The sequence below is a fragment of the Chryseobacterium pennae genome, assembly GCF_003385515.1.
Classification (GTDB): Bacteria; Bacteroidota; Bacteroidia; order Flavobacteriales; family Weeksellaceae; genus Chryseobacterium; species Chryseobacterium pennae.
The window spans coordinates 32,141-56,414 of record NZ_QNVT01000005.1 but is presented as its reverse complement, the minus strand read 5'-3'; the positions used below and the strand labels follow the sequence as shown (position 1 = coordinate 56,414).

Sequence of the window (24,274 nt, the reverse complement as noted above, 5' to 3'; positions counted from 1 at the left end):
ATTAACATGAACTTAAAACTCCATAAACCACTTTGTATTTTTGACCTGGAAACTACAGGAACCAACATCGGAAAAGACAGAATTGTTGAAATCTGTATTTTAAAAGTAAATCCTGATGCTTCCAGAGAAAGCAAAACATGGCGTGTGAATCCTGAAATGCTGATTCCAAAAGAAAGCAGTGAGATTCACGGAATCTATGATGAGGATGTAAAAGATGCTCCAACATTCAGAGACATTGCTTCTAAAGTGATGGAAATGATTACCGGCACTGATCTTGGCGGATTCAATTCCAACAGGTTTGATGTTCCTCTTCTAGCTGAAGAATTGCTAAGAGTGGGAATGGATTTTGACCTTAGCAAATTCAGACTGGTAGATGCACAGACTATTTTCCATAAAAAAGAACCTAGAAACCTTGGAGCTGCCTATCAGTTCTATTGTGGAAAAACTTTAGAAAATGCCCACTCTGCAGAAGCTGATGTATGGGCTACTTTTGAAGTTTTGGACGCTCAGGTTGGAAAATATGACGATATACCAAATGAAATAGCGCCATTAAGCGAGTTTACATTCCATAATAAGAATGCCGATCTTGCAGGATTCATAGGTTATAATGATAAACAGGAAGAAGTTTTCAACTTCGGAAAATATAAGGGACAGGGAGTAAAAGCTGTCTTCCAGAAGGATCTTGGATATTTCGGATGGCTGCAGAATGCTGACTTTCCATTGTACACCAAGAAAGTTTTCACAAAAATTCAACTTTCAAGCAAATTTTAAATATGTCTGATCTGGTTCGCTTTAAATTTTATGAAACTGCCCTTGAAGCTAACAGGGACAAACAGATTCTGGCTGAAAACGGAATCAATAGTTTCATTGCGAATGAACAGCTTATCCAGTCGGATTGGCTGCTTTCTCAGGCTGTAGGCGGAATCCAGCTTCAGGTTTTTGAAGAAGATCTAGAAAAAGCAGGTAAGGTTCTTCAGGACTATAAAGACAATGAGCAATATTCATTGGAGGTAGAACACACTATTGAAAACCCGGAATTTGATTTTGTATGTCCTAAATGTGGCTCCAATCATATTTACAGAGATGACAGAGCGACCAGCTTTTTCGGAATTTCTTTTCTGACGAGCCATAAGTTTGTGTGTTATTATTGTGGCAATGAATTTACCCATGAATAAGTACAAGATAAATATTTACATTAATAAAAAGATTGCTTCGTTCCTTGTATGACGCAGTCTGAAATAAATAAAGAATTATGAAAATCATTTGCATTGGAAGAAACTACAGCGAACACGCTAAAGAATTAGGAAACGAAATTCCGGAGAATCCTGTTATTTTCATGAAGCCGGATACAGCCATTTTAAAGGGAAATGATTTTTATATCCCTGAATTCTCCAATGATATCCACTATGAGCTTGAAGTGGTGATAAAAGTATCTAAAGGAGGAAAATACATTATGAAGGAAACGGCTCACAAACATTATGAAGAATTGAGCTTAGGGATTGATTTTACAGCCAGAGATCTTCAGAGTGAATTAAAATCCAAAGGCCTTCCTTGGGAACTTGCTAAAGGATTTGATGGTTCCGCAGCAGTAGGAAACTTCTTCAAAAAAGACAATTTTAATCTCAATGATCTTTCTTTTTCATTGCTAAAAAATAAAGACAAAGTTCAGGATGGAAATACAAAAGATATGCTCTTCCATTTTGATGACATCATTGCTTTTGCCTCTCAATATTTTACTTTAAGAGTAGGTGACCTTATCTACACAGGGACCCCGAAAGGAGTTGGAAAAGTAGATGAAAATGATATTCTGGAAGCTTACCTTGGTGAAGAAAAAATCCTTGATATCAGAATATTGTAAAACAAAGGATCATTAATAATCCATATTAAAATACAGTACAGAAAAGTTTTCTGGAATCAGCCTCATTCAATCCTGAATGGGGCTTTTTTCATACAACACTTTAAATGTTGGACTGGGACTAAAGCACCATGAATACTTATCAGAAAAAATATTAACTCCCACAATAAAGAATTAATATTTTTTGTATTTTACATTTTTTTGTATTTTAGTTTAAGAGATAACTGTCTGATACAAAATGAAATCAAATTGTATTGCAGATTCATCTCAAATAATACACCAATAATCTTGGTTTACTTTCTGTGTGCTTCCAAAGGGGAAAAGATTCCATAAGAGCTAACGGGGAAAGATTACTATATGAATATCAAATACAGAAAGCTGATGGAAACAACAACTGATTTATCGGGATTAAATGATCAACAACGGAATGCAGTCATCAGTAACAGTAAGCGCCTTCTGGTTCTTGCAGGAGCAGGTTCTGGTAAAACCAAGACCCTTCTGCAGAAACTGATCTATCTGATTGAAGAAAAAGGAGTAAGCCCTTCCAACATCATTGCGGTCACCTTTACAAAGAATGCAACCAACGAAATGATCGACAGGCTTATCATTTCTGCCGATGAAAGTGGTGAATATGAAAAATTATCCGGTGATAAAAACCTCAGTAAGTCTGAAAAGGACCGTTTCAGAAATGAATATCAGAAAAGATACAAATGGATCGATGCACTTACCATCAAAACGTTTCACAGTTTTTGTTACAATACCCTCCGTCATTATGGAGTGAATGAGTTTGACAATAAGTTTAAAATTATTGGAAACGAGAATACTGAAGAAGGAGAATTTATTAAAAATAAAGCACCAGAAACGGCTTTTGAAGTCATCCATAAACTCCTGATTGAGCAATGTGAGGATGTAGAATATCTTTTAAAACTTAAACGTTATATTCTGGATTACCTTATTGATAAAATTCATTTAAAAGAAAACGATCGTATTCCCAGGGATAATAAATATTACACAACCCTCAACGGTACCAGAGTTACCTCTAAATCTGAACAGTCTATCTCGGATTGGTTGTATCGTCATAACATCAACTTTGAATACGAACCAAAGATTAATGTAAAAGAGTTCAGCTTCAATCCTGATTTTTATATTCCTGCAGCCAATTTATACATTGAGCATGTCAGCAACAAAAGCTATCCTATGGAGGCTAAGGAGCAGCAATTCAAAATAGGAAATATCCTGTATGCAAAAACTCCGGAATCAATGACAACAGATTCTGCACTCATTAATCAAACACTTGATAAGCTCTTGAAGAATCGCTTACCTGCTGACTACAACAAAAGTTTCACAGTCAATTTCAGGGAAGAATTTAATCATTATCATGAAAATGTGAAAGATTTTATACGGCAAATCATTCGGGTGACAAACATGATCAAGGTAGAGAATATAGGTCTTGATACCGTTTTGGAAAACGCAGAACAGGATCAGCATGAGCGGGTACGTCATTTTTATGAATTAACAATTCCTATCGTAAAAAAATATAACAATTATTGTACAGATAAGTCTTATCTCGACTTTAATGATCTAATTTCACGCAGTATTTCATTATTTAAGAATCACAGTGATATTGCAAATAAATACAGAAATACCCTCCAGTATATTCTTGTAGATGAATTTCAGGATGTTGATAATTTACAGATTGAACTTATCAGGCTGCTGCTTACAGATAATACCCAGTTGTTCTGTGTTGGTGATGACTGGCAGAGTATTTATGGATTTAAGGGCTCTAACCTCAGCTATATCGTTGAATTTGAAAAGTATTTTAAAAATGCAGAGGTCATCAAGTTTAATCTGAATTACAGAAGCACACAAAATATCGTTGGAGCAAGTAATGAGGTAATTAAGCATAATAAGTTTAAAGTAGACAAGGACATTCAGGCTTCAAAAAAATCTGAACATAAAATTGTAATCTATTCAGGTAATAATGAAAAAGAAAATATACAGTTCTGCCTCAACAGGGTAAAGGAACTCATGAATGAAGGGATCAGTAATGATGAAATTCTGTTTCTTTACAGAAGAAATAATATGTTTTTACCGTATGACAGAAAACTAAAAAATGAAAAGATTTCTGGTAAAACGATTCATGCCTCTAAAGGGCTTGAGGCAAAAGTTGTATTCATTATTGGATTAACAGAAGGTAGCGGAGGGTTCCCTGACATCTGGCTCGAAGACAGAATCTATCAGGTGATAAAAAAAGCCGATTATGATCTCCTGATGGAAGAAGAAAGAAGATTGTTTTATGTTGCCATTACACGGGCAAAAGACAAACTCTTCCTTGTCACTGAAAAAGGAAACGAATCCAGTTTTCTGAAAGAAATTCCGGAAATTTTCACTGTCCGGACCACAGCCTCTGTAAAGTCTGTAGTGGATAAAGTAATCCTATGTGGCAATTGTTTCAGTCAATTGGAAAAGCTGTTTATCTATTGTCCTTATTGCTGCCAAAAAATAGAAGGAGTCTCATCCTGAAAATGTTCAATATTTTTTAAAGGATAAGCTCTGTGAGATGCATCAATGTTAAATATTATAAGTATTTAACATAAAAGTTTGGTAAATTTTTCATATCTTTAGATAACAAAATGAAAGGTTATGATAAATATTATTTTACCCGTAGATTTTGGGGACAAAACTGACCAATTGGTGGACGGTGCCATAAAATTTGCAAAACAACTTAATGGTAGAATTTACCTGATCCATGTTGCTCCATCAGATATCGGCTTTGCCATTGGAGATATGGGATTTCAATATTTTCCGGAAGTGGAAGCAAACGAAATCAGGGAAGAGCTGGTTCAGCTTAATAAAATAGAACAAAGAATCATTGCCCATGATATCGATTGTGAGCACCTTTTAAAACAAGGGCTGGCAAAAGATATTATCCTCGAATATGCCAAAGAAAAAAATGCAGATTATATTGTAATGGGATCACATGGAAGAAGCGGAATCTATGATGTATTTGTAGGAAGTCTTACCAAAGGACTCACAAAAAGTTCAAATGTTCCGGTTTTGGTACTTCCGATCCACGACTAAGTAAAAGAAAATTTTAATCGTTAGTATAAAAAAACCGATCAAATAAATTATTTGATCGGTTTTTTACTATATAACCAATTAATTAACCTTCTTTTTTGTAGATATTCGGATCGTAGTAAGGGTGCTTACCTTCCGTTGGAGAATAATAGTCTTTATCTTTGTCACCACCTAATGTTACAACCAATACGTAACACCAGTAAATGAATAATACACAGCAAACTGTAAATAAAATCCAGTTTAAAACATTTCCGAAAGTATCAAAGAATGCGAAACTCGATTTGAAAACTTTGCTTAAGAATAGAAAGAAAGACGTCATTATTTTCCTTTTTTAAATTAACTTTGTACAAATTTATAAAAAATGTTTAAATTACTTTCAAAAGAAAGCAATATTTTTTCAATTCCTGTTTATATTGGTTGTCTTCTTTTAGTCGTTGTAATATTTAACATATTGAATTTCAACACTTATGAAGCAATTATAGCCGGAATTACATTTTTAGGAATTGCCTTGGGATATTTTTGTTTTCACAGTATTGCTCTTAATTATCAGACCCATCTTCCCTTATTCTTATATACATTTTTTATTTTTGGCCTGTACCCGGGTAATTTAGACATAGGAATTGCAGTTTCGCTGCTTACCAATTCATTCCTGATCTTGCTCTTAACAAGTGCTGATGAAGATATAAGGAAGAAATCATATGTATTGGTAGGTGCCATTGTTGCACTGAATTTCATTTTCCTGCCCACCACCTGGCCAATGGCTGTTTTTGTTATTATTCACGTGGTAGCTACCTCTGCCAAAGTAGGTTTAAATCTGTTCAGATTCCTTTTAGGGGTTATTCTGATTGCATTCAGTTATTTTTCAGTGATGTACTTTGTGCAGTTCACTTCATGGAATATTGATTATTTTCCGTTTGGAAAGATGAAGCCGGTAACAGATTATATGGAATTATTGCCTTTGATTCCGGTTGCCATAATGCTTATTTATGCAGTATATGACCATTTTCAAAATTATAATAAGAAAAGTCCGATAAGCAGATATAAATATACTTTTCTGCTGGTTTTTTCCCTCGCTCAACTTGTCACCATCATCTTATATATGAATAAAAGCTATGAATATTTACTGTTGCTGGCATTTCCGTCAAGCATTATTCTGAGCAGGATGATGAGATTTTTACCGAAATACTGGATGCAGGAGGTGAGCTTATGGCTTATTATTTTGAGTTTACTTACCTTTAAAGCAGGTACAGTTTTTGATTTATTTTAGAAAATTATGATTCAGATAGACAATAAATTGATTTCTGAGGAAATCTTTTCCGAAGAATTTGTGTGCAACCTTAGCAAATGCAAGGGTGCATGTTGTGTGGAAGGTGATGTAGGAGCTCCATTGGACAAAGGTGAGCTTGAAATACTGGACGGTATTTTTGACAAAATCAAACCTTATCTTACTCAGGAAGGCATCAAAGCCCTTGAAGAGCAAGGTACATGGACTACTGATCCGCACGACGGAATGTATGTTACTCCCATGGTGGAAAACCGTGAATGTGCTTATGTAACTTTTGATGATAAAGGAATCACTAAATGTGGTATTGAAAAAGCGTACGAAGATGGAGCAGTAGACTGGCAAAAACCTATTTCATGCCACCTTTACCCTATCCGGGTTACAGAATACTCTGCATTCACTGCTCTAAATTATCATGAATGGAATGTATGCAGCGACGCCTGTACGCTTGGAAAAGAGCTTCAGGTTCCTGTTTATAAATTCCTGAAGACCCCATTGATCAGAAAGTATGGTGAAGAATTCTACACAGTTCTGAGCGGAGCTGCTGACGAATGGAAGAAGGAATATGGTTCTTAACCGATCCATATTTGAATACAATAATAAAAACCGCAGAGAGATCTGCGGTTTTCTTATTTCTTCCTGTAAATAAAGAATGAATTAGTGCACTGTTTCTGCTTTCTTGGTTTCATCTTTTTTAGCCTTTCCCCAACCATCTTCCGGCATTAGTATTGCTACACTTTTTTCTTTTGTAAGGTATTTTTTAGCAACATCCTGAAGGTCTTTTACAGTAAGTGCTTTTACTTTATCCGGATAATTCAGAATATCGTATTTATCACTTCCGTCCAATTGATTTTGGGCAATTCCCTGTAACCAGAATCCATTGTCTTTAAGGCTAGTTTTATATTCGTTGTATTCACCTTCTTTATATTTATCCAGATCTTTTTGCTCAGGACCTTTATCTATAAATTTTTGTAATTCGGCCATTGCACTTTTTGTAAGCCTATCTGCATTTTCAGGACCACATGGGAAATTAACACTAAAATCATAAGCACTGTACGGGATTTTACTGAAGCTTCCACTTGCACCTCCGCCGTAAATACCGCTTTCATCTTCTCTTAGTTTTTCAAGAACTTTAATCGTAGCTACTTCTCCAAGAGCTGAAAGTGCCATAGCTTCCTTCTCATTATAAGGAGCTTCTCCGCTGTAAGAAATTGTTACAAGACTCTTCGGCTCTTTTCCTTTTTTATAAACCTTTGTATATCCTCCTTTCACTGGTCTGTAACCCGTATCTTTAAATGTTGATGATTTTCCTGTTGCAGGAAGTGAAGCAATATACTGCAGGACTTCGTTTTTAAGCTGCCCTTCATCTATATTCCCCACAAAATAGAAGTGAAAATTACCAGCATTGGCAAATTTCTGTTTGTAGATATCGTAGGCTTTCTTATAATCTGTATTCACCCAATCTTTTTCGGTAGGCTCAAGTCCGGTAAATCTTGGATTTTTCTGATTGATAAATTTAGAGTATTCATTAGAAAAGTAGTATTGCGGATCTGAATCCACATTCGTCAGCATTGCGGATTTCTTTATTTTATAAGTGTTGAATGCTTCAGGGTTATAATTTAAGTCTGTAAAGCAAGCATAGATCAGCTCCATAGCTGTCTTCAGATCTTTTTTCGAACTTGTTCCTGAAATACCATCTGTAAGTCCACCTACATAAGAGCTTGCACTCATCTGTTTTCCTGCAAGATAGTGTGTAAGATCTGTCTTTGAAAGCCCGCCTAATCCAGCTTCCAGCAAAGCATCAAATGCGAATTTTGTTTTATTGTAATCGGCATCCGGAATGACAGACACTCCTCCCAGGCTTATTCCTGCAAAAACAATCTCATCATCTTTAAAATCTGTTTTTTTGAAAGTCACTTTAGCTCCGTTGTTCAAAGTCCAGGTGGTAGTTCCTAATTTGTTGTCCGCTTCTACTTTAGTAATTTTCCCTTCTGATTTAAAAGGCTTTACTAAGCTCTCCGTTTTCGTTTTTTCTTCATAAGGTTTAAGATCAGCCATTTTTACGGCATCAAATGTGTTCAGGACCATAACCTCTGTTGGCATGGCAATATTTTCTTTTTCTGGCCCTGTAATCACGATTACCCTGCTGTCATCCTTTACAAGCTTTTTGATAATTCTATTTGTCTGTTCCAGAGCTATAGTTGGAAGAACTTCTTTAATATGCTCGTATCCCCAGGTAATTCCAGGTATTGGTTCCTTTCTCAGGAAATGGTTCACAAAACCATCTATAAGTTCACCACTTTGGTTTTTGTCTTTGTTGTTGTAAGCCCATTCATAAGAGGAAAGCATCTGGTCTTTTGCTCTGTCCAGTTCAGATTGGGTAAATCCGAATCTTTTGGCTCTTTCCACTTCTTCCAAAAGAACTTTCAGCGCATTCAGCTGATCACCGTCTTTTGTAGCTGCTGATCCCTGAAATGCTTCTTTGCTTCTTGCATAAGTTCCTCCATGGTAAACCGAACCATAAGTAAAAGGTGGGGTCGCAGAGTTAACCAATTCTGCCAATCTGCTGTTCAGCATAATATTTACAAGACCTTCTACAACACTTTTATCATACTGCTGAACTGTTACATCCGGTTGGTACATTTCAGAATCTTTGATAATGAACTGCACTCCGGAACCTGTAGCATCAGGATCTGTCTCGATGGCTACCAGTGCTTCTTTATGCCCCGGAAGATCAAAAGATTTTCTTTCTCTGGGGTTTGAAGGGTTTTTATATTTACTGAAATTAGTCTTTATTTTTTTTTCTATTTCATCTACATTGATATCTCCTACTACTACAATTGCCATCAGATCGGGTCTGTACCAATCCTGATAAAATTTTCGGATAAGATCTGGTTTGAAATTTTCCAGGACTTCTTTTTTACCGATTGGAAGTCTTTCTGCATACTGAGATTTGTATAAAAGTTTTGGAAGATATTTATCCATCATTCTCTTATCCGGTCCAAGACCTAATCTTAATTCTTCCAGTACCACTCCTCTTTCTTTATTGATTTGTTCGTCAGAAAGCGTTGCGTTAAATGCCCAGTCTTCTATTACTTTCAGACCAGCATCCAGATTTCCTGGTTTATCCAATGGGACAGGAAGCATATAAACGGTTTCATCAAAGCCGGTATAAGCATTAAGGTGTTGCCCAAATTTTACTCCGATAGATTGCAAAAAGTCTACTAACTTATTGTCCGGAAAATTTTTAGTCCCGTTGAAATTCATGTGCTCCATGAAGTGCGCCAATCCTCTCTGATTTTCGTCTTCAAGAATAGATCCGGCATTGATTGCCAGACGGAACTCTACTTTTTTTTCTGGTAAAACATTCTTTTTAATGTAGTACTTCATTCCATTGGAAAGAGTACCGATTCTTAGGGACGGATCCACAGGGATGTTTTGTCCATAGACATTGATAGACATCAGGAAGATGACTGAAAACGAAGATAATATTTTTTTCATCTGCATTATTTTTTGACGCCTCAAAAATATCGATTCTCTCTGCAATTCGCCTTTTACTACTGGGTTAAATTCGAGTTAAAAAATTTAAATATTACAAAATGAAAATATACAATGTCTTTTATATTATTTAAAACAGTTTTTAATTAAAAATATTCATCAATTAATTAAAATAGACTAATTAAAAATAATACCATTTACTTCATTTATCCTGAAATTAAGGTAATCTATCATTATATTATTCATCCAAACCAAAAAAACCATTGTAAAATACAACGGTTTTTTAATTTTGATTAAAAAATTTAAATCGCAATCCTGATTTCTGAAATTCAGCAATAGTACTTTTAGCCTAAAAAACCGGGAATTCCCGGTTTTGATCACTTAAAAAGTAATTTATTATTTAAAATCTGCATCCGTTACTCCGGAATTAATTGTAATCTTAGTGGTTTTAATATTCACTTTCTGACCTCCTCCTTCTGCTTCTACATCAGCAGGGAATTGCAATCCGTCTACTGTCATATAACTTTTTATCGTTACATTTCCTTCTCCGGCAATCGTTTTATATAAAAGCCCTGTAGCAGTATCAAAATAAAATTTCCCTTTATCGGAAGACAATACATTATAGTCTTTACCATCCAGTTTTTCTACTGCAACATTTTGAAAAGTAGCTCCGTCAAATGCTAATGCATCCACTGGTTTTGCTTTTTTCAGTTCTGCTACTTTATCTGCAGGAATTGCAGTTTTGCTTCCCATCTGGTCAAAATATCCTTTTTCTCCATCAAAAAACTGGACCATCTGCTGTCCCATAAGCGACTGTACAGACTTGAATTTGTTTCCCATTTTTTTGGTAGTCATAGTAATTTCCATTCCCTGAGCAGACATAGTATTTTCCATATAAAGAGTTTTTACCCCTTCTAATTTTTCTTTTCCTCCTAATGCCTTAAAGTAATTATCCAGAACTTCTTTAGCCGTTGTTGTAGATTTTACAGCCTCTGTTTTTACAGAAGCGGCATCTTTCTTCTGAGCTGCTGCCGGAACAGAGAAAAGTACGGCACAGAAAAATGGAATGATGATCTTTTTCATAATATGTAATAAGTTTATGATGTAAATATAGGAATATTGACGGACATGAATACATTATGGGTCATGAGTAATCAGTAATGAAGAAATATAAAGATAAATAGTTAGTTCAGAAGCCTGAGGTAAAGAATATAAAGAGAACAGGAAAGGTCGAAAATAAAAAAACCGTCAAAAAATTGACGGTTTTGAAATATTTATATCTGTATATAATTATTTTTTAAGCTCTTCTAAAAATTCGTCGTGAGAAATTTTAGTTTCTTTTTTGCTAGCTTTTTCAAGAATTACATCTTTTAATTTAGCCATCGCTACTTCAGAAGAGATTTGTCTTACCTGCTCCTGATCTTTCAACATTTCAACAGCATATTTTTGGATCTCTTCATCCCCTAAGTGGTGGATTCCGTAGATAGCCAATTGGTTTTTCACTAATTGCTCAGCTTGTGCCAATACATCAGCATAGTCAAGGTTGATTTCGTTATCAGTCATCAATTTACCTTCGATGATCTGGTATCTCAACTGGTTTTTCTCGTTTTCAAGAATTTCTTTTGCCTGCTCTTCAGACTGGATATTCTGGTTAGAGAATATTAACCATTTTACTAAGAAAGTTTCAGGAAGTGCTACTTCTTCTTTTTCAGTAACCTGCTCTAATACTTTATTCACGAAGTGAACGTCAGCATTTTGTTGGAAATACTCGTCTAATTCAGTCTTAACTTTGTCTTTAAGCTCGTCTTCAGATGTGATGTTTCCTTCTCCATATACTTTGTCGAATAACTCCTGGTTAAGCTCAGCTAAGTCTAATGAATAGAAGTCTTTTACTTTAACTTCAACTTCATTGTGGTGTAGGTGCTCTACTTCTTCTTTGCTGAATCCTAATTCTTTAGCTAATTCTTCATCACCTGCAAGAGTTTCTTTAGTTACTTTTACAGATCCATCCATTTTTAAAGCTTTTACTAATTTGAAAGCTTCTTTGTTTTCACCTGTAATGGTAACGTTCTTTGGATGGTGGGGGTGTTCTCCTTCAGCACCTTCTTCTACAACCTGAGAAACTTCTAAAGCGATGTAAGAATCTTTAGTGATTTTATCTTGAGGAACCTGCTCAGCGAAACGCTTCTGCATGTTTTCAATACTCTTGCTGATTTCTTTGTCAGAAGCTTCTACTTTGTAGTGAGGCGCTTCATATTTAGCTAAATCTATAGTGAATGCAGGCTCATATCCTACTTCGAAAGCAACTGTTACCTGATCAGCATTGTAATCTAATTCGTTTACAGGCTGAGGAATAGGCTGACCAACTAATCTTAACTTGTTTTCGTTAACATAGCTGTTCAATGCATCAGAAACCTGTCTGTTGATTTCTTCAAATGCAATTCCTGCTTCATATTGTTTTTTAACCATACTCAAAGGCACTTTCCCTTTTCTGAACCCAGGAACTTGCGCATTTTTAGCATAATTAATCAATTGCTTTTCTACTTTTTCTTTGTAGTCAGATTTCTCCAATGTTACAGTAAGTAATGCACTTACATCATCATGGTTTTGTGCGGTAACCTTCATTATCGATTAAAATTTTAGGTTGCAAAAATATGAATTTTTTATGAAAATCACTCATTTAAAATCAACTAATACAGCCAAATATTGTTAAATAAAAAAACCACTGAAAAAATCAGTGGTTCTCCCAAATTAATATGACGATATGTATGCCCTTTTTCTTTGAAGAGCTTACTTCTTAATTAATGAAAATCAATAAAGATATCTACATCACTTTCCCCTCCTACAGTACTTCCTTGCTGGTTATCTGCTGAAGGCGAGTTGTCATTCACGGCCGTTGCTCCGTGTACAAGAGTAATGTTTGCTTTACCTGCAGCAGCCGTAGCTACAGTCCATTCAGTTTTAAGTCCCAATTTCTTACCATCAGTTCTTACCACATCATCAGCCGTTCTTTTTACTTTGATATCTGCTCCAGAGAATTTGTAAGTAACAAAGTGCATATCTTTTTCTTCTATAATTTCTTCTGCATCATGGTAATGATCTCCGTGTTTAATCTGGAAATTAACATCTATAGCATATGTTGCTCCCTGAGTAAGATGAAAGTGGTCTTTTGTCTGGCCGTTAGTAACGGTTACAGTCTGCTTGGCTCCATCAGCTTTATTAATAGCTGTCACAATCACCTGCCCCACCTCTTCATGCTCATGAATATCTTCAGGAATATCATTATTCCCGTCACGGCAGGAAAACAATAAAACAGCAGCGAATAATAAAAGTGATATGTTGAATAATTTTTTCATTGTAATTTAAATTTTAAGAGTTAAAAATTGTATTTAAGAGTAACCACAAAGTTTCTTCCTGGTTCCGGCATATAATATCTCAATCGGTTAAGATATTCCTTGTACTCTTTGTTAAAAATATTGTTGATTCTGAAATTCAGATTCATGTTTTTGAATAGATCCGCACCAATAGATGCGTGAAATATCGAAAATCCGGCAGGAGGAGTACTGTAATCTATTATTTTAGTTACCATTTCTCCATCCTCAATAAACTGTACAGATTGATCTCTGATAGGGAAACGATTTTGTTTAAATACATTTTCGTTTTCCAGTCTGATATAGAAATTGGTTGGTTTGTTCAGTTTCAATTCCAATGAATTTCTAAGATTCATAGGCATCATGAGAATAAGAGGTTCATTGTTAGTCAAATCATCTCCTCTCAGTGCACTGAAGCTGGTTGTCCATTTAAGATTATCCAGAATATTAAGCTGTGCATCAGCATCTATTCCATACATTCTGGCTTTTACCTGCTGATAAGCCCAAACGGCAAAGGTTCCTCTGCTTGTATTCTGGATTTCCACCGGCATTTGATTAATGAAACTATCAGAGAAAATAATATATGGATTTGCTTCTACCTGCAAGCCTTTCAAAACGTTGAAACGACCTGTTAATGAGAGATTGGCATTATAAATCTCCTCTTTTTTAATTCTTAAATCTCCTTTTTCAATAATGGCAGCAGAATGGTGAAGCCCGTCTGCAAATAATTCTGCCGGGTTTGGTGTTCTGCTCATTCTTGAGAAATTAAATCTGATATCAAAGTTTTTAGAAGGATTATAATTCAACCCTACATTCGCTGAGAAGTTATGATTGTCAATAATTGGTCGAGACAGTGTTCTGCTTCCACTTTCTTTCACATAAAATTGCGGAAAAACGTTTGCATACTTATCGTTCCATTCTTTAGTATCATAATATTTATAGGAATCATATCTGCTGAAATCGTATCTTACTCCGGCTTCTGCATTCAGTTTTGGAGTAAAACGGTATTTAAAAACAGAAAATGCTCCTGCATCATAGCGGTAATAATCGGGAATCAGACGTCTGACTTCTGTCGCCGGATTAGGATAATTATCCTGAAAACCTGCTGAAATTCCACTTTCCAGACTCCATTTTGAACGCTCTATAAGATGAATAAGACTTGCGGAGTGCGTAATCAGTCTTAAATCCATAGAAGGAGTATCTTTCAGGTCTCCTTTTCTGATATCATATTCCTTACGTCTGTTCAATTGAAAGCTATATTGAAAAGTAATTTTACCAAAATCAGCAAAACGTTTATAAGCAGAAATCTTCGCAATATGATGTTCCACAGTCTGTTTCGGATAGCCAATATTATAGCCAAAATCATCCAGAAAATAAGGTTGTCCCAACGTCATTGCTTTATAGATATCATACCCATTTCCAAGGTGTGCGCCTCTATAAATTCCAAAATCCTGGTTGGTCCCGCTATAGGAAACATCAAATCCCTGCATAAAACCATGATTCCCGAATGAAAAATTGAAAGAATTCGTCTCTGCTCCGGTATTTTGAAGCGTATGATGCGGAGTGTATAAATCTCCCAGCTTCTTATAACTTCCTCCTGCTTTTACAAACCATTCGTTTTCCCAGGATTTAAGCACGTTGGCAGAAATTTCGCCTCCTTTTCCATTGGAAATCCCCGAAAGTTTCACATTTCCCATGATTGTATCCTTCTTTGGCGGGATTGCAGGTTCTAAAAGAACAACTCCTGCCACTCCGTCATTTCCATATTTCAAAGCGGATGCTCCTTTGATGACATCTATATGTTCAAAGTCATTCACATCCACATTGGGTGCATGTTCTGCGCCCCATTCCTGTTCTGCGAGCTTCACTCCATTATTCATGATAGAAATACGGCTTCCATAGAGACCATGAATCACAGGTTTGGTAATATTATTTCCTGTTTTCAACGCTGAAACTCCTGAAATTCTCGAAAGAATATTCCCCAGATTTTCCGTAGAGTTTCTTTCAATTTCGGCTTTATCCAGTGTTTTCATTACTACAGAACCTTTATTTTTATGGCTTCCATGTAATGTAATGGTTTCTATATCACCCGAGTGATGTTCTAAAATAATGGTAAGATGAAGATCCTGATCAACTCCTATATTTTCAGTATAATCATTGCAATCAGGATGTTTTGCAATGAGTGTATACTTCCCTGCAGGGACTTTATCAAAGGAAAATGCTCCTTTTTTATCTGTTTTTGCTGTAAGGTTCCCAATTTTCACCACTGCATTTTCCAGCATAGTTTTATCATGAAAATCCTGAACCGTTCCTTGTACAGTATACGTTTTCTGTGCACTCGTAAATACCGATCCACAAAAGATCAGCAACAGGCAATATATCAATTTCATTGTAAAATAGATTGATTGATGTACCCTTTTAATGAGGGGTACATTTTCGTTAAAATTTATTGAATGGGTTTAGGTTCATGATACAATGCATGATGTATCACGTAAAATGAATTAATGATAAGAAGCCAAAATGTAAGATTACAGAAATAAGTCACAAGTACTTATCTATAACGAACTACAGCTGTTTTTCAACAACTTTAAACATTAAACTTCAAACCTTGAACATTCAACTCTACAGTATAGAGCCAAAAACCCAATAAGAATGTATTGATTAGGAAATTGTGGGCGGTCCCCGAAGCTGAAAGGTAAATTTGGTCTGAGACCAGATTTTTTCCTGAATCGCGATAATCTGCTTTACTTCGTGCGTGTAATGCTCGAAGCTAAAGCTGAATTCTTCAGGAGCTAATGTGTGTCCGGTCACCAAAAAGTGGCAGGCCAGACAGTCACCCGCTTTCTCTTTAGTAATGGCTTTCGTTATAGAATTTTCGACTTTTTTAAGATTAAACGCCTTAAAATAATCTACAGATTCATGATGGTGAAAGCTTTGAGAAAGCAGCGCGATGAAGTATACCCCAAACAATAGTCTGGAGATAAATACTTTTAAGTTTCTGCTTTCTTTAATCATGAGTCAAAATTATGAAAATAATTTAATACTTCGTGTTAATTTTGGATAGTCTCTTACTATTATTTAATTTAAGTTCAATTTTAGAACATTTTCCTGATTTTTTAACGCGAAGAATCGCAAAGGAAAAATGAAAGTTATGCTGGATATTTCCGTCCGCAAAGGCATTTCATTCAGCTATGTACATTATTATTTTTCATTTGCTGAGTGTGAACGCCTTTGCGAACGAAAAATTTTACATTTAAAAATATCTTTGCTAATCTCTGCGTTTAGATAATATACATATTTAAATCATAAGCTATCTTAGCGTATATTTAATTGATATATAATCAATACTCTAAGATATAGATGGGTAATTATGGGGTCAGCTTTAACCACATCAAAACATCAGATAAAAAAATTCGGGACTCATATCCCGAGCCCCGAACCTTAGTCCTTTATATTAATCAAGTTGGGTTCCTAAATATTCCCATTCCTGCAGAGCGTTATCCAGCTCTTCTTTAGCTTTATTGTATTTTTCTAAAGTTTCATCTGATGGGTTTTCTTTAGCGAAAGAAGCTTCCATTTCCTCTACTTTAGCTTCAAGCTCAGAAATTTTTTCTTCTACCTTTTTGATTTTATTCTGAATATTTTTTTGTTCTTTGCTGACAATATTAGATGCCTGGCTGTTGCTAACAACAGGTTTTTCTTCCACTTTCTTAGGTTCTTCCTTCACATCACTATGAAGTTTTGCTTTTTCTGCAGAAATCTCTCTGATGGTTTCCTTTTGCCTGTACTCAAGATATTCATTGATATCCCCAAGGAATTCTTTCATCTTTCCGTCACGGAATTCATAGATTTTATCACAAAGTCCCTGAAGGAATTCCCTGTCGTGAGAAATTACGATCAATGTACCTTCAAAATTCTGTAAAGCCAGCTTAATGATTTCCTTAGACTGAATATCCAAGTGGTTGGTAGGTTCATCCATAATCAACGTATTGAAAGGACGAAGCAACAGTTTACAAAGTGCCAGACGGTTTCTTTCCCCTCCGGAAAGTACTTTTGTTTTCTTGGAAACGGCATCTCCCTGGAACAGGAAAGATCCTAACAAGTCTCTTACTCTTGGTCTGGTTTCTTCTGTAGCAGCATCTTCTGCTTCTTCAAGAACCGTTTTGTTCGGTGTTAAAACCTCTTCCTGATTCTGAGCAAAGTATCCGATGTTTACATTGTGCCCAAGGTTCCAGACTCCTGAATAATCTTTAATATCTCCTGCTAAAATTTTAGCTAATGTTGTTTTTCCCTGTCCGTTTTGCCCTAATAGTGCAATTCTGTCTCCTCTCTGAACGATAAAATCTACATCGTCAAAAATCTGTTTCTGACCATAAGCTTTTCCAAGGGTTTCTGCTTCGAAAATCACTTTTCCAGGAACCATAGACTGTACGAAACGGATATTGAATTTTGAAACGTCTTCATTATCAACTTCAATACGTTCTATTTTATCCAGTTTCTTAATAAGCGACTGAGCGAAAGATGCTTTGGTAGCACTTGCACGGAACTTATTAATATTATCTTCCATTTGTTTGATCTCCGCATCCTGATTCTTTTTAGCCTGAATCAGTTTTTCACGGCGGTCTTCACGCATCACAAGATATTTGGTATAGTTGGCTTTATAATCATCAACCTTCTTATTGTTGATATCAAAAGTACGGTTACAAACAGCGGTCATGAACTGCTTATCGTGACTTACCAGAACAATTGCTCCCGGATAATCTTTTAAGAAGTTTTCCAGCCAGATGATGGATTCCATATCCAGGTGGTTGGTAGGCTCATCGAGAAGCATGATGTCATTCTTTTGAAGCAGCAGTTTTGCCAATTCAATTCTCATTCTCCATCCTCCGGAAAATTCATCAGTGATTTTTTGGAAATCATCGGCTCTAAATCCTAAACCAAACAACACTTTTTCCATATCACCTTCAAGATTGTAGGCATCATGGTTCATTAAAAGGTCATTCAACTCGGTCATTTTATTAATCAAATCCGTGTAAGAATCACTTTCGTAGTCTGTTCTTGTAGCCATTTGGTGATTAACCTCTTCAAGCTCATTTTTCCAAGCATTGATTTGCTCGAAAGCCTGCATTGTTTCATCCCAAACTGTTCTTCCTTTTACGAAATCAAGATCTTGCTTCAGGAAACCAATGGTAATGCTTCCTTCTGTTACAACTTCTCCTTCGTAGAAATTAATTTCTTTGGACAGCATTTTCAATAAAGTAGATTTCCCTGCTCCATTTTTTCCTACGAGCCCTACTTTATCATCCTTTTTAATGGTGAAATTTACGTTTTGAAATAAATAATTTCCTGAATGATGTAATCCTAAACTTTGAACCGAAAGCATTTTAATTGATAATTAGTAATGAATAATGAATTTTCGGGGGCAAAAATACGGAAAAAGAAATGAATAGCCCAGAAATAAAAAAAAGCTGCCCTAAACAGGCAGCTTTTGCTTTATCATAAATTGATTTCTGAACAAGATTTATCCCGGAATAAGTGGCGGTGTTTTCTGTCCTGACAGTACCAATCCAATCATATTGCTAAGGATATCTGAAGCTTCCTTATAACTAACCGGAGCAATTCCGTGGCGATAATGTATTTCATCTTCCAATTCTGTTAATGTCATCATATGGGTATTTATCATTATTTTATTCCCGTTTCTAACACTAATCTCGTAATTACAAATATTTAAAAGCTGTTTAGCTTTATCAAGCCATTCTGAAACTGTCATCTCATTCTATTTTATCTGATAATAATTTTAAAAAATATTGAAAAGTTGTAGTAATGATGACCCAGGGGATACAGGCTCTACGGATAATCTCCCAGGCACATTTTCAATCCCGTAAGTTTCTGGGATCATCTGTAAATCAAACATAGTATTTTTAGCATTCCACATAAAACTACAACCTGGATTAATGATATGATCAGCAACTGATCCTGAGGTCATATTTGATTGTGCTGCAAATAGAGCTATTTTTGCGTCAGGCTGTATACTTACAGTTCCTTGTGCGGCACACGTAAAGGCGCAGAAAGGTAAAAACTGTCCATTTACTTTTACAGCCAGCCCTATTGTTATAGGTGATGTGCCTGCAGGTCTGCTATTATAAACAGTAATTACTTCTTCGGAACCAACTGAATCTGAATGAAAAGAACCATCCGTATTAAACACGACCTTTGTTCCCAAAGAAACTTCATCCGATAATGCATGCATTGTAATCGTTGTATTGATCGTAATATCTCCTTTATTAAAAACATATACTTTGTATCTGGGTTCATAGTAAATTTCAAATCGTCCAAACATATTAACATAAGGCATAGAAAACCAAGTAGGTACTCCTGAAGAAACTTGGTTGGGCCCAGATGCTCCTTTATATCCTAATAGTCTGTAATTATTAACCTGTAGATAGTGCAAGATTTCTTTTTGTTCCCCAGAGGTAAAATCAAACTCGGTTGAAAATATTGTTGCTTTTTGCATGAGTGTCTTTTCCATTGTTTTAATTTTTGGTGTTCTTACTCTTTTTGATATCAGGCTTTTCAGAATACGCCTTTGTTCATATTTCCATTGTAAAGCCTATTGAAATGAACAATTTCAAATTAACGGGAATGAGAATCCAAAAACTACAGTATAATGTACCAAATTTACAGTTCAGTAATTATACCCATTGAATTCAAAAAGACATATTATAAAATAAAAGGGAACATCTGAAATGACGCTCCCTAACCTAAAATTTAAAACTAAAAAAGGACTGACATTAATTATCTATTTTATCCAGCCTTGTTGCCGGAGTTTTGATAATTGAACGGGTCCAGATATCATTATTAGGAACACTGGTTCCATAAAGAAAATCGGCTACAAAGCTATCTTCAGGAAGGTGAAGCTCAGCAGAAAGTCTTGCATGACTTTTCTGATCTACAATTGTACTGCTTGAAACACTCATTCCGTTGTTGAGAAGTTCAACATTTACTTCATATTCGGACCGTTTCGATAAACCGTCTTGATAGAGCCCGAAATTGGCAGCAATATGGATATAATCAGCCAATTTACCGTAATTGTATATTGGTTTTTTATCTATGGAAAGATCTTGTACATAAACTTTCATTTTTTCATATAAGTTTTGTAATAAAGGATGCCTGTTATAATCTGTCTCCAAATCTTTTCCTGAGATAAACACCTGCGATATTCTATTGGTTTCCTGCAGCATGAGTTTTCCATATAATTTTGAAAGTTCATTGTAAACTTTATCTCTACTCATGTAGGCTTTAGCAAAAGCATCTTTTTTTTCCACTCCAAATCCGGAAAGTAAAGCATCCCAGATTTTATTTCCTTCGGTATCTGTTTTTGTGTTTCTGATGTTTTGAACATAATTTTTCAGATCATCCGTATTAGCAAAATCTGTAGAAATATAAACCGATTGCGGTCCTTCCAGATAGCCTCCTCCAATATCAGCATGAGCTCCCGGAACAAAAATTTCTTTCCAAACAGAAATATGATTCCGAAACTGGTAATCCTGCATCATTTTTGAGTTTTCAAAAAAACCAGTCAGTGGAAAAAAGAATCTGCATTCATTGAGTGCGCAGATATGAAATACATTTTCCACCTGATGAGGAATACTCAGATCGTAGGTATTAAATGGTTTCGATTCTACAGTATCAAAAGCGCCCAAAAATTTCACTTTCATCTTAGCAAAAGAATAGTTTGAGAAAAGCCAGTGACAAAAGGTTCTGGCCAGCATTGCCCCTCTTCCGAAGCCATATAAGTAAAAGTGATACTCACAGTCTTCATCATGAATAATCCTTTGTACAAATTTTTCTGCTTTCTGAAGCTTATCATCTGAAGAATATCCTTTTCCATAAGGTGGATTGGCACATGTTGTCATGGCGAAATTACTGTCTTCCCCACCTGAAACTGTTCCTATTCCTTCAATATATATTTTTTCGTTACCGATAAATAGTTTGTATAATTTATAGATATTGGTGAATGCACCATGATAGCTTTCATTGTTATTCAGTGGTTTATCTGATGAAAGTGCATTTACTCCATTATTTCCCGTACCGTCAAAGAAAATTCCGACGGAAATCACTCTACTGCCATTCATTCTTTTGTTAATTTTTTATTACAGATCTTCTCTGTACATTTATGTTTTTATTTAAAATCCCTAAAAGAGACATTTCAAAATAACGGAAGAAAGAGCAGTCTGGCTAGAGTGAAAAGTACCAAATAAAAAATTCCGTATTTCTACGGAATCTAATCAAATTTTTTCGAGTGAGTAAATATTGTTGACAATGGCATAAATGACTATTCCCACAGTGTTTTTAGCGCCTATTTTTTCCAGAATACGCTGCCTGTGACTTTCAACGGTTCTGGGACTTATAAAAAGTTTTTCTCCTATTTCATTGTTGGTAAATTCCTGACAAATGAGCTTTACCACATCTTTTTCTCTTTCAGAAAGCTCATCCTCGGTTTCAAAGAGTGAATTTTTCTTAGCTGAACTATTCATATAGGTAAATAACATCTGATGATCTTCAGCTGTAAAGAAAACTCCATTTTTATCTACCATAGTAATCGCGTCAATAAATGTTTTCTTATCCGAGTTTTTAGGAAGAAAAGCAGAAACGCCCAGTTTCACCATATATCCTAGTATAGATGTTTTATAATGAGAAGAAAGGATGATGACTTTAAGATCCGGATACCTGTCTTTAAGAATTTCTACCAGCTCAAAACCATTCATGGGCTTCATCTGGACATCTACGAGTGCAATATCAGGAAATTCTTTTTCTGAGAGATTTCCCAGAGACTCTATAAAATCGGGTCCGTTATCTGCAGTAAGGCATACAGATATATTTTTCTCATTGGACAGCAGCATTTTCACCCCTTCAAGGATTAGCTGTTCATCATCAATCAATGCTATTTTGATTTGGGAACTCATAATGTTTCGGAATTTTAATGATTAAACGACTTCCTTTATTTAAAAAAGATTTTTTCCATTTGTGAACGGCATTCATCGATTTGATTCTGGATTCAATATTTTTGATTCCCATCCCTTTTTTCACCTCTTCATACTCGAAACCCTGTCCGTTATCTGAAATAATGACAGCCATATTTTGCGGATAATCTTTTATATAAATCCACAGGTCTGTGGCATTAGAATGCTTGATTACATTGGTGGTAAATTCCTGAATAATCCGGTACAGCTGTACTTCCACAAAGAGATCTTTCTTTTCATATCCGGGCATTACCTGTAAGGAAATATTAATTTTATGGGAAAGATTCGCAATGAGTTCTTCCGCATACAATACGAGTCCCACCGATTCAAGATTCACCGGATATAATGAATGGGAAATGCTTCTGGCTGCATCAATCAGCGAAGACATCTGGCTGTGGATATTTTTTTTGATCAGCTCATCGCCCTTGGTATCAAGATTATTAAGCCATAAAGAAAGAATATTGAGCCTGTTTCCTATATCATCATGAATCATCACAGCCATTCTTTTCCTTTCTTCTTCCTGAGCTTTGATGTTTTCCAATGCCAGTTTTTTCTGATGAAGAACTTCTGCTTCATGCTGTACATTTTTTTCCTTCATAATCCTGCTTATAAAAGCTCTGTAGGCAAGCATAATAAAGGATACTATAACTGCTATGGTAACAACTATAAGGATCAAAAGGTTGATATTTAAGGTTACTTCTTTAATCGGATAAAGGTATATATAAGTGAACAGTATAAAATACTTGAAAAGATATTATTGGCACTGAAAAGAATATAATAATTGTTTTCTGAAAGATTAGCAATCTGATGCTGGATGATAAAAATAAATACTGAAACAGAGTAATAGAAAAAAATACTGGCATCTACCCAAAGAAACCGATTCTGATCTGAAGTCTTTTTAATCTCATTAATCAAGGCTATTCCCGAAAGACAGATGATCATGATATTGGAAACTACCTTTGCTATATCTGCATTGGCAGGATAATCAAAACCGTATTTTGAGATCATAAAACCAACTGCAATCGCAGCACTCAATCCCAAGAGGTATTTGGGCCAATCCAGTTTTCTGATAAACAAGCCCGTCAGTAAAAAGAATTCTCCGCCAATATAGAACGGATAAAGAAATGAGGTATCATTGAGCCTGAAAATATAAGGCAAAACAAGATTCAACAGTTCAATAAAAAAAAGAAAAGCAATACAATAAAAATACTGCCTTTCTTTATAATTTAATATACGGTATTTAGCAGCTCCCAACACTATAACGGCAAGAAGCAATCCATAGTTTAGGAATAAAATCGTCTTATAAAGATCTGCCATTCCTTAAATTATTATTTTAAAATTCACCTTCCATTCCCGGTATACGGCATATAGGCGGACATGGTTTTGCCCAGTCATAGGTATTAGATATTTTTTCTGCACGTTGTGCATTTTGTAGATTCTCATGGAAAGAGATAAAAATAAGTGTTACCAACATTTTTCCGTACACATCATTATATTTAAGTCCGAAAGAACATTTCATTTCCATCAACCCTTCATCCGAAAGGCATAAATCTGCTGTAGGAACATAAAACCTTTTAAATATTCCCATTCCTTGAGATTCGTTACACTCTTTGTAAAACCAATCCATTCCGGATTCTCTCCAGCTTTCAATGGCTTCAATAGCTATATCCTGCTCAAGAATAGGTTTATCGGATATAGGAAAAGCCATATTTGCATTTTTCTCTATTTTTTCAAGCCCTTTGGAAAGGATCGTATTTTTAACAATGGTATACTCTTGTATCTCCTGTAGCTTCACATCACTAGTCAGCTCGGCAAGAGCACAATAGGGATATTCTTTCTGATCTATTCTGTCTCCTTTTTCATTCATAGGATAAAAGATCAGAATCAACTGGTCTTTCCATATTCCCATTGTGGCACAGAATTCAGGATAGTCCTTATAGCTTTTCATCCACTCGAGCGGAGCATCAGAAATAGTAAAGACATACGTGGTAGGAATAAGATCCTTTATTTTTAAGAAATTAGAACGGCAAAAACTCCATTCATCTGCAGCAATTTTGCATTCTTCTACAGGAAGTAAATAATCTACGATGTTTAATGTTGTCATAAGCATGGTGGTTTTTAGTTGTATAAAATTATACAAACTAAACATGCTGTGCAAGTAGGAATT

At 35.4% G+C, this 24,274-nt stretch carries 22 protein-coding genes; 7 read left to right on the top strand and 15 right to left on the bottom strand.

Translation table 11 applies throughout. The features are described 5' to 3' along the window. The first annotated feature begins 6 nt into the window (after positions 1–6). From DRF65_RS07125 to DRF65_RS07105, 5 genes are all read left to right on the top strand, one after another. Positions 7–771: a 3'-5' exonuclease gene (locus DRF65_RS07125; RefSeq protein WP_115970076.1), complete on the top strand. Its 765-nt coding sequence runs from the start codon at positions 7–9 to the stop codon at positions 769–771. 2 nt (positions 772–773) lie between these two features. Beyond that, entirely contained in the window at positions 774–1,175 is a 402-nt protein-coding gene (locus tag DRF65_RS07120) for a putative signal transducing protein (protein WP_115970075.1), read from the top strand. 77 nt (positions 1,176–1,252) lie between these two features. Continuing rightward, on the top strand, positions 1,253–1,858 hold the full coding sequence (locus tag DRF65_RS07115) for a fumarylacetoacetate hydrolase family protein (protein WP_115970074.1): 606 nt from the start codon (positions 1,253–1,255) through the stop codon (positions 1,856–1,858). A gap of 354 nt (positions 1,859–2,212) precedes the next feature. Continuing rightward, positions 2,213–4,378, top strand: a complete 2,166-nt coding sequence (locus DRF65_RS07110) for a UvrD-helicase domain-containing protein (RefSeq protein ID WP_228438569.1) — start codon at positions 2,213–2,215, stop codon at positions 4,376–4,378. A gap of 120 nt (positions 4,379–4,498) precedes the next feature. After that, the gene (locus DRF65_RS07105) at positions 4,499–4,936 is read left to right on the top strand and encodes a universal stress protein (RefSeq protein ID WP_115970073.1); all 438 of its coding nucleotides are present in this window, start codon (positions 4,499–4,501) and stop codon (positions 4,934–4,936) included. A gap of 82 nt (positions 4,937–5,018) precedes the next feature. Here the strand turns inward: DRF65_RS07105 and DRF65_RS07100 are convergent, their stop codons facing one another. Further along, entirely contained in the window at positions 5,019–5,252 is a 234-nt protein-coding gene (locus tag DRF65_RS07100; RefSeq protein WP_115970072.1) for a DUF6341 family protein, read from the bottom strand. A 42-nt stretch (positions 5,253–5,294) separates the two neighbouring features. Between DRF65_RS07100 and DRF65_RS07095 the strand changes: the two genes are divergently transcribed. Together DRF65_RS07095 and DRF65_RS07090 are read left to right on the top strand one after the other, a co-directional pair. Continuing rightward, positions 5,295–6,200: a DUF6427 family protein gene (locus DRF65_RS07095; protein ID WP_115970071.1), complete on the top strand. Its 906-nt coding sequence runs from the start codon at positions 5,295–5,297 to the stop codon at positions 6,198–6,200. A gap of 6 nt (positions 6,201–6,206) precedes the next feature. Next, the gene (locus DRF65_RS07090; protein ID WP_115970070.1) at positions 6,207–6,791 is read left to right on the top strand and encodes a DUF3109 family protein; all 585 of its coding nucleotides are present in this window, start codon (positions 6,207–6,209) and stop codon (positions 6,789–6,791) included. 81 nt (positions 6,792–6,872) lie between these two features. Here DRF65_RS07090 and DRF65_RS07085 read toward each other — a convergent pair whose 3' ends face one another. The 14 genes from DRF65_RS07085 to DRF65_RS07020 all read right to left on the bottom strand — a co-directional run bounded on the left by DRF65_RS07085 (position 6,873) and on the right by DRF65_RS07020 (position 24,211). Beyond that, entirely contained in the window at positions 6,873–9,716 is a 2,844-nt protein-coding gene (locus DRF65_RS07085; RefSeq protein WP_115970226.1) for a M16 family metallopeptidase, read from the bottom strand. Positions 9,717–10,109: 393 nt separating this feature from the next. Next, complete coding sequence (locus tag DRF65_RS07080) at positions 10,110–10,796, bottom strand: hypothetical protein (protein ID WP_115970069.1); 687 nt, start codon at positions 10,794–10,796, stop codon at positions 10,110–10,112. Between the two features lie 207 nt (positions 10,797–11,003). Beyond that, on the bottom strand, positions 11,004–12,338 hold the full coding sequence (locus DRF65_RS07075; protein ID WP_115970068.1) for a trigger factor: 1,335 nt from the start codon (positions 12,336–12,338) through the stop codon (positions 11,004–11,006). 176 nt (positions 12,339–12,514) lie between these two features. Then, positions 12,515–13,069 carry a hypothetical protein gene (locus tag DRF65_RS07070; protein WP_115970067.1) on the bottom strand — a complete coding sequence of 185 codons (555 nt, stop codon included), beginning with the start codon at positions 13,067–13,069 and terminating at the stop codon, positions 12,515–12,517. A gap of 20 nt (positions 13,070–13,089) precedes the next feature. Further along, the gene (locus DRF65_RS07065; protein ID WP_185148456.1) at positions 13,090–15,474 is read right to left on the bottom strand and encodes a TonB-dependent receptor; all 2,385 of its coding nucleotides are present in this window, start codon (positions 15,472–15,474) and stop codon (positions 13,090–13,092) included. 271 nt (positions 15,475–15,745) lie between these two features. Further along, positions 15,746–16,099 (bottom strand): hypothetical protein, encoded by a 354-nt coding sequence (locus tag DRF65_RS07060; protein ID WP_115970066.1) that lies wholly within the window; start codon positions 16,097–16,099, stop codon positions 15,746–15,748. A 439-nt stretch (positions 16,100–16,538) separates the two neighbouring features. Further along, positions 16,539–18,467, bottom strand: coding sequence for an ABC-F family ATP-binding cassette domain-containing protein (locus DRF65_RS07055; RefSeq protein ID WP_115970065.1), 1,929 nt, complete (start codon positions 18,465–18,467; stop codon positions 16,539–16,541). Positions 18,468–18,605: 138 nt separating this feature from the next. Then, positions 18,606–18,854 carry a hypothetical protein gene (locus DRF65_RS07050; RefSeq protein WP_115970064.1) on the bottom strand — a complete coding sequence of 83 codons (249 nt, stop codon included), beginning with the start codon at positions 18,852–18,854 and terminating at the stop codon, positions 18,606–18,608. 27 nt (positions 18,855–18,881) lie between these two features. Continuing rightward, the gene (locus tag DRF65_RS07045; protein ID WP_115970063.1) at positions 18,882–19,613 is read right to left on the bottom strand and encodes a hypothetical protein; all 732 of its coding nucleotides are present in this window, start codon (positions 19,611–19,613) and stop codon (positions 18,882–18,884) included. A gap of 262 nt (positions 19,614–19,875) precedes the next feature. Further along, positions 19,876–21,219 carry a T6SS phospholipase effector Tle1-like catalytic domain-containing protein gene (locus tag DRF65_RS07040; protein WP_115970062.1) on the bottom strand — a complete coding sequence of 448 codons (1,344 nt, stop codon included), beginning with the start codon at positions 21,217–21,219 and terminating at the stop codon, positions 19,876–19,878. Between the two features lie 153 nt (positions 21,220–21,372). After that, complete coding sequence (locus DRF65_RS07035; RefSeq protein WP_115970061.1) at positions 21,373–22,050, bottom strand: response regulator transcription factor; 678 nt, start codon at positions 22,048–22,050, stop codon at positions 21,373–21,375. Then, positions 22,019–22,705, bottom strand: coding sequence for a sensor histidine kinase (locus DRF65_RS07030; protein ID WP_115970060.1), 687 nt, complete (start codon positions 22,703–22,705; stop codon positions 22,019–22,021). Before DRF65_RS07030 ends, DRF65_RS07035 begins: the two co-directional genes overlap by 32 nt. Positions 22,706–22,800: 95 nt before the next feature. Beyond that, positions 22,801–23,424, bottom strand: a complete 624-nt coding sequence (locus DRF65_RS07025; RefSeq protein ID WP_115970059.1) for a hypothetical protein — start codon at positions 23,422–23,424, stop codon at positions 22,801–22,803. A gap of 16 nt (positions 23,425–23,440) precedes the next feature. Continuing rightward, complete coding sequence (locus tag DRF65_RS07020; protein ID WP_228438567.1) at positions 23,441–24,211, bottom strand: hypothetical protein; 771 nt, start codon at positions 24,209–24,211, stop codon at positions 23,441–23,443. Positions 24,212–24,274 lie beyond the last annotated feature (63 nt).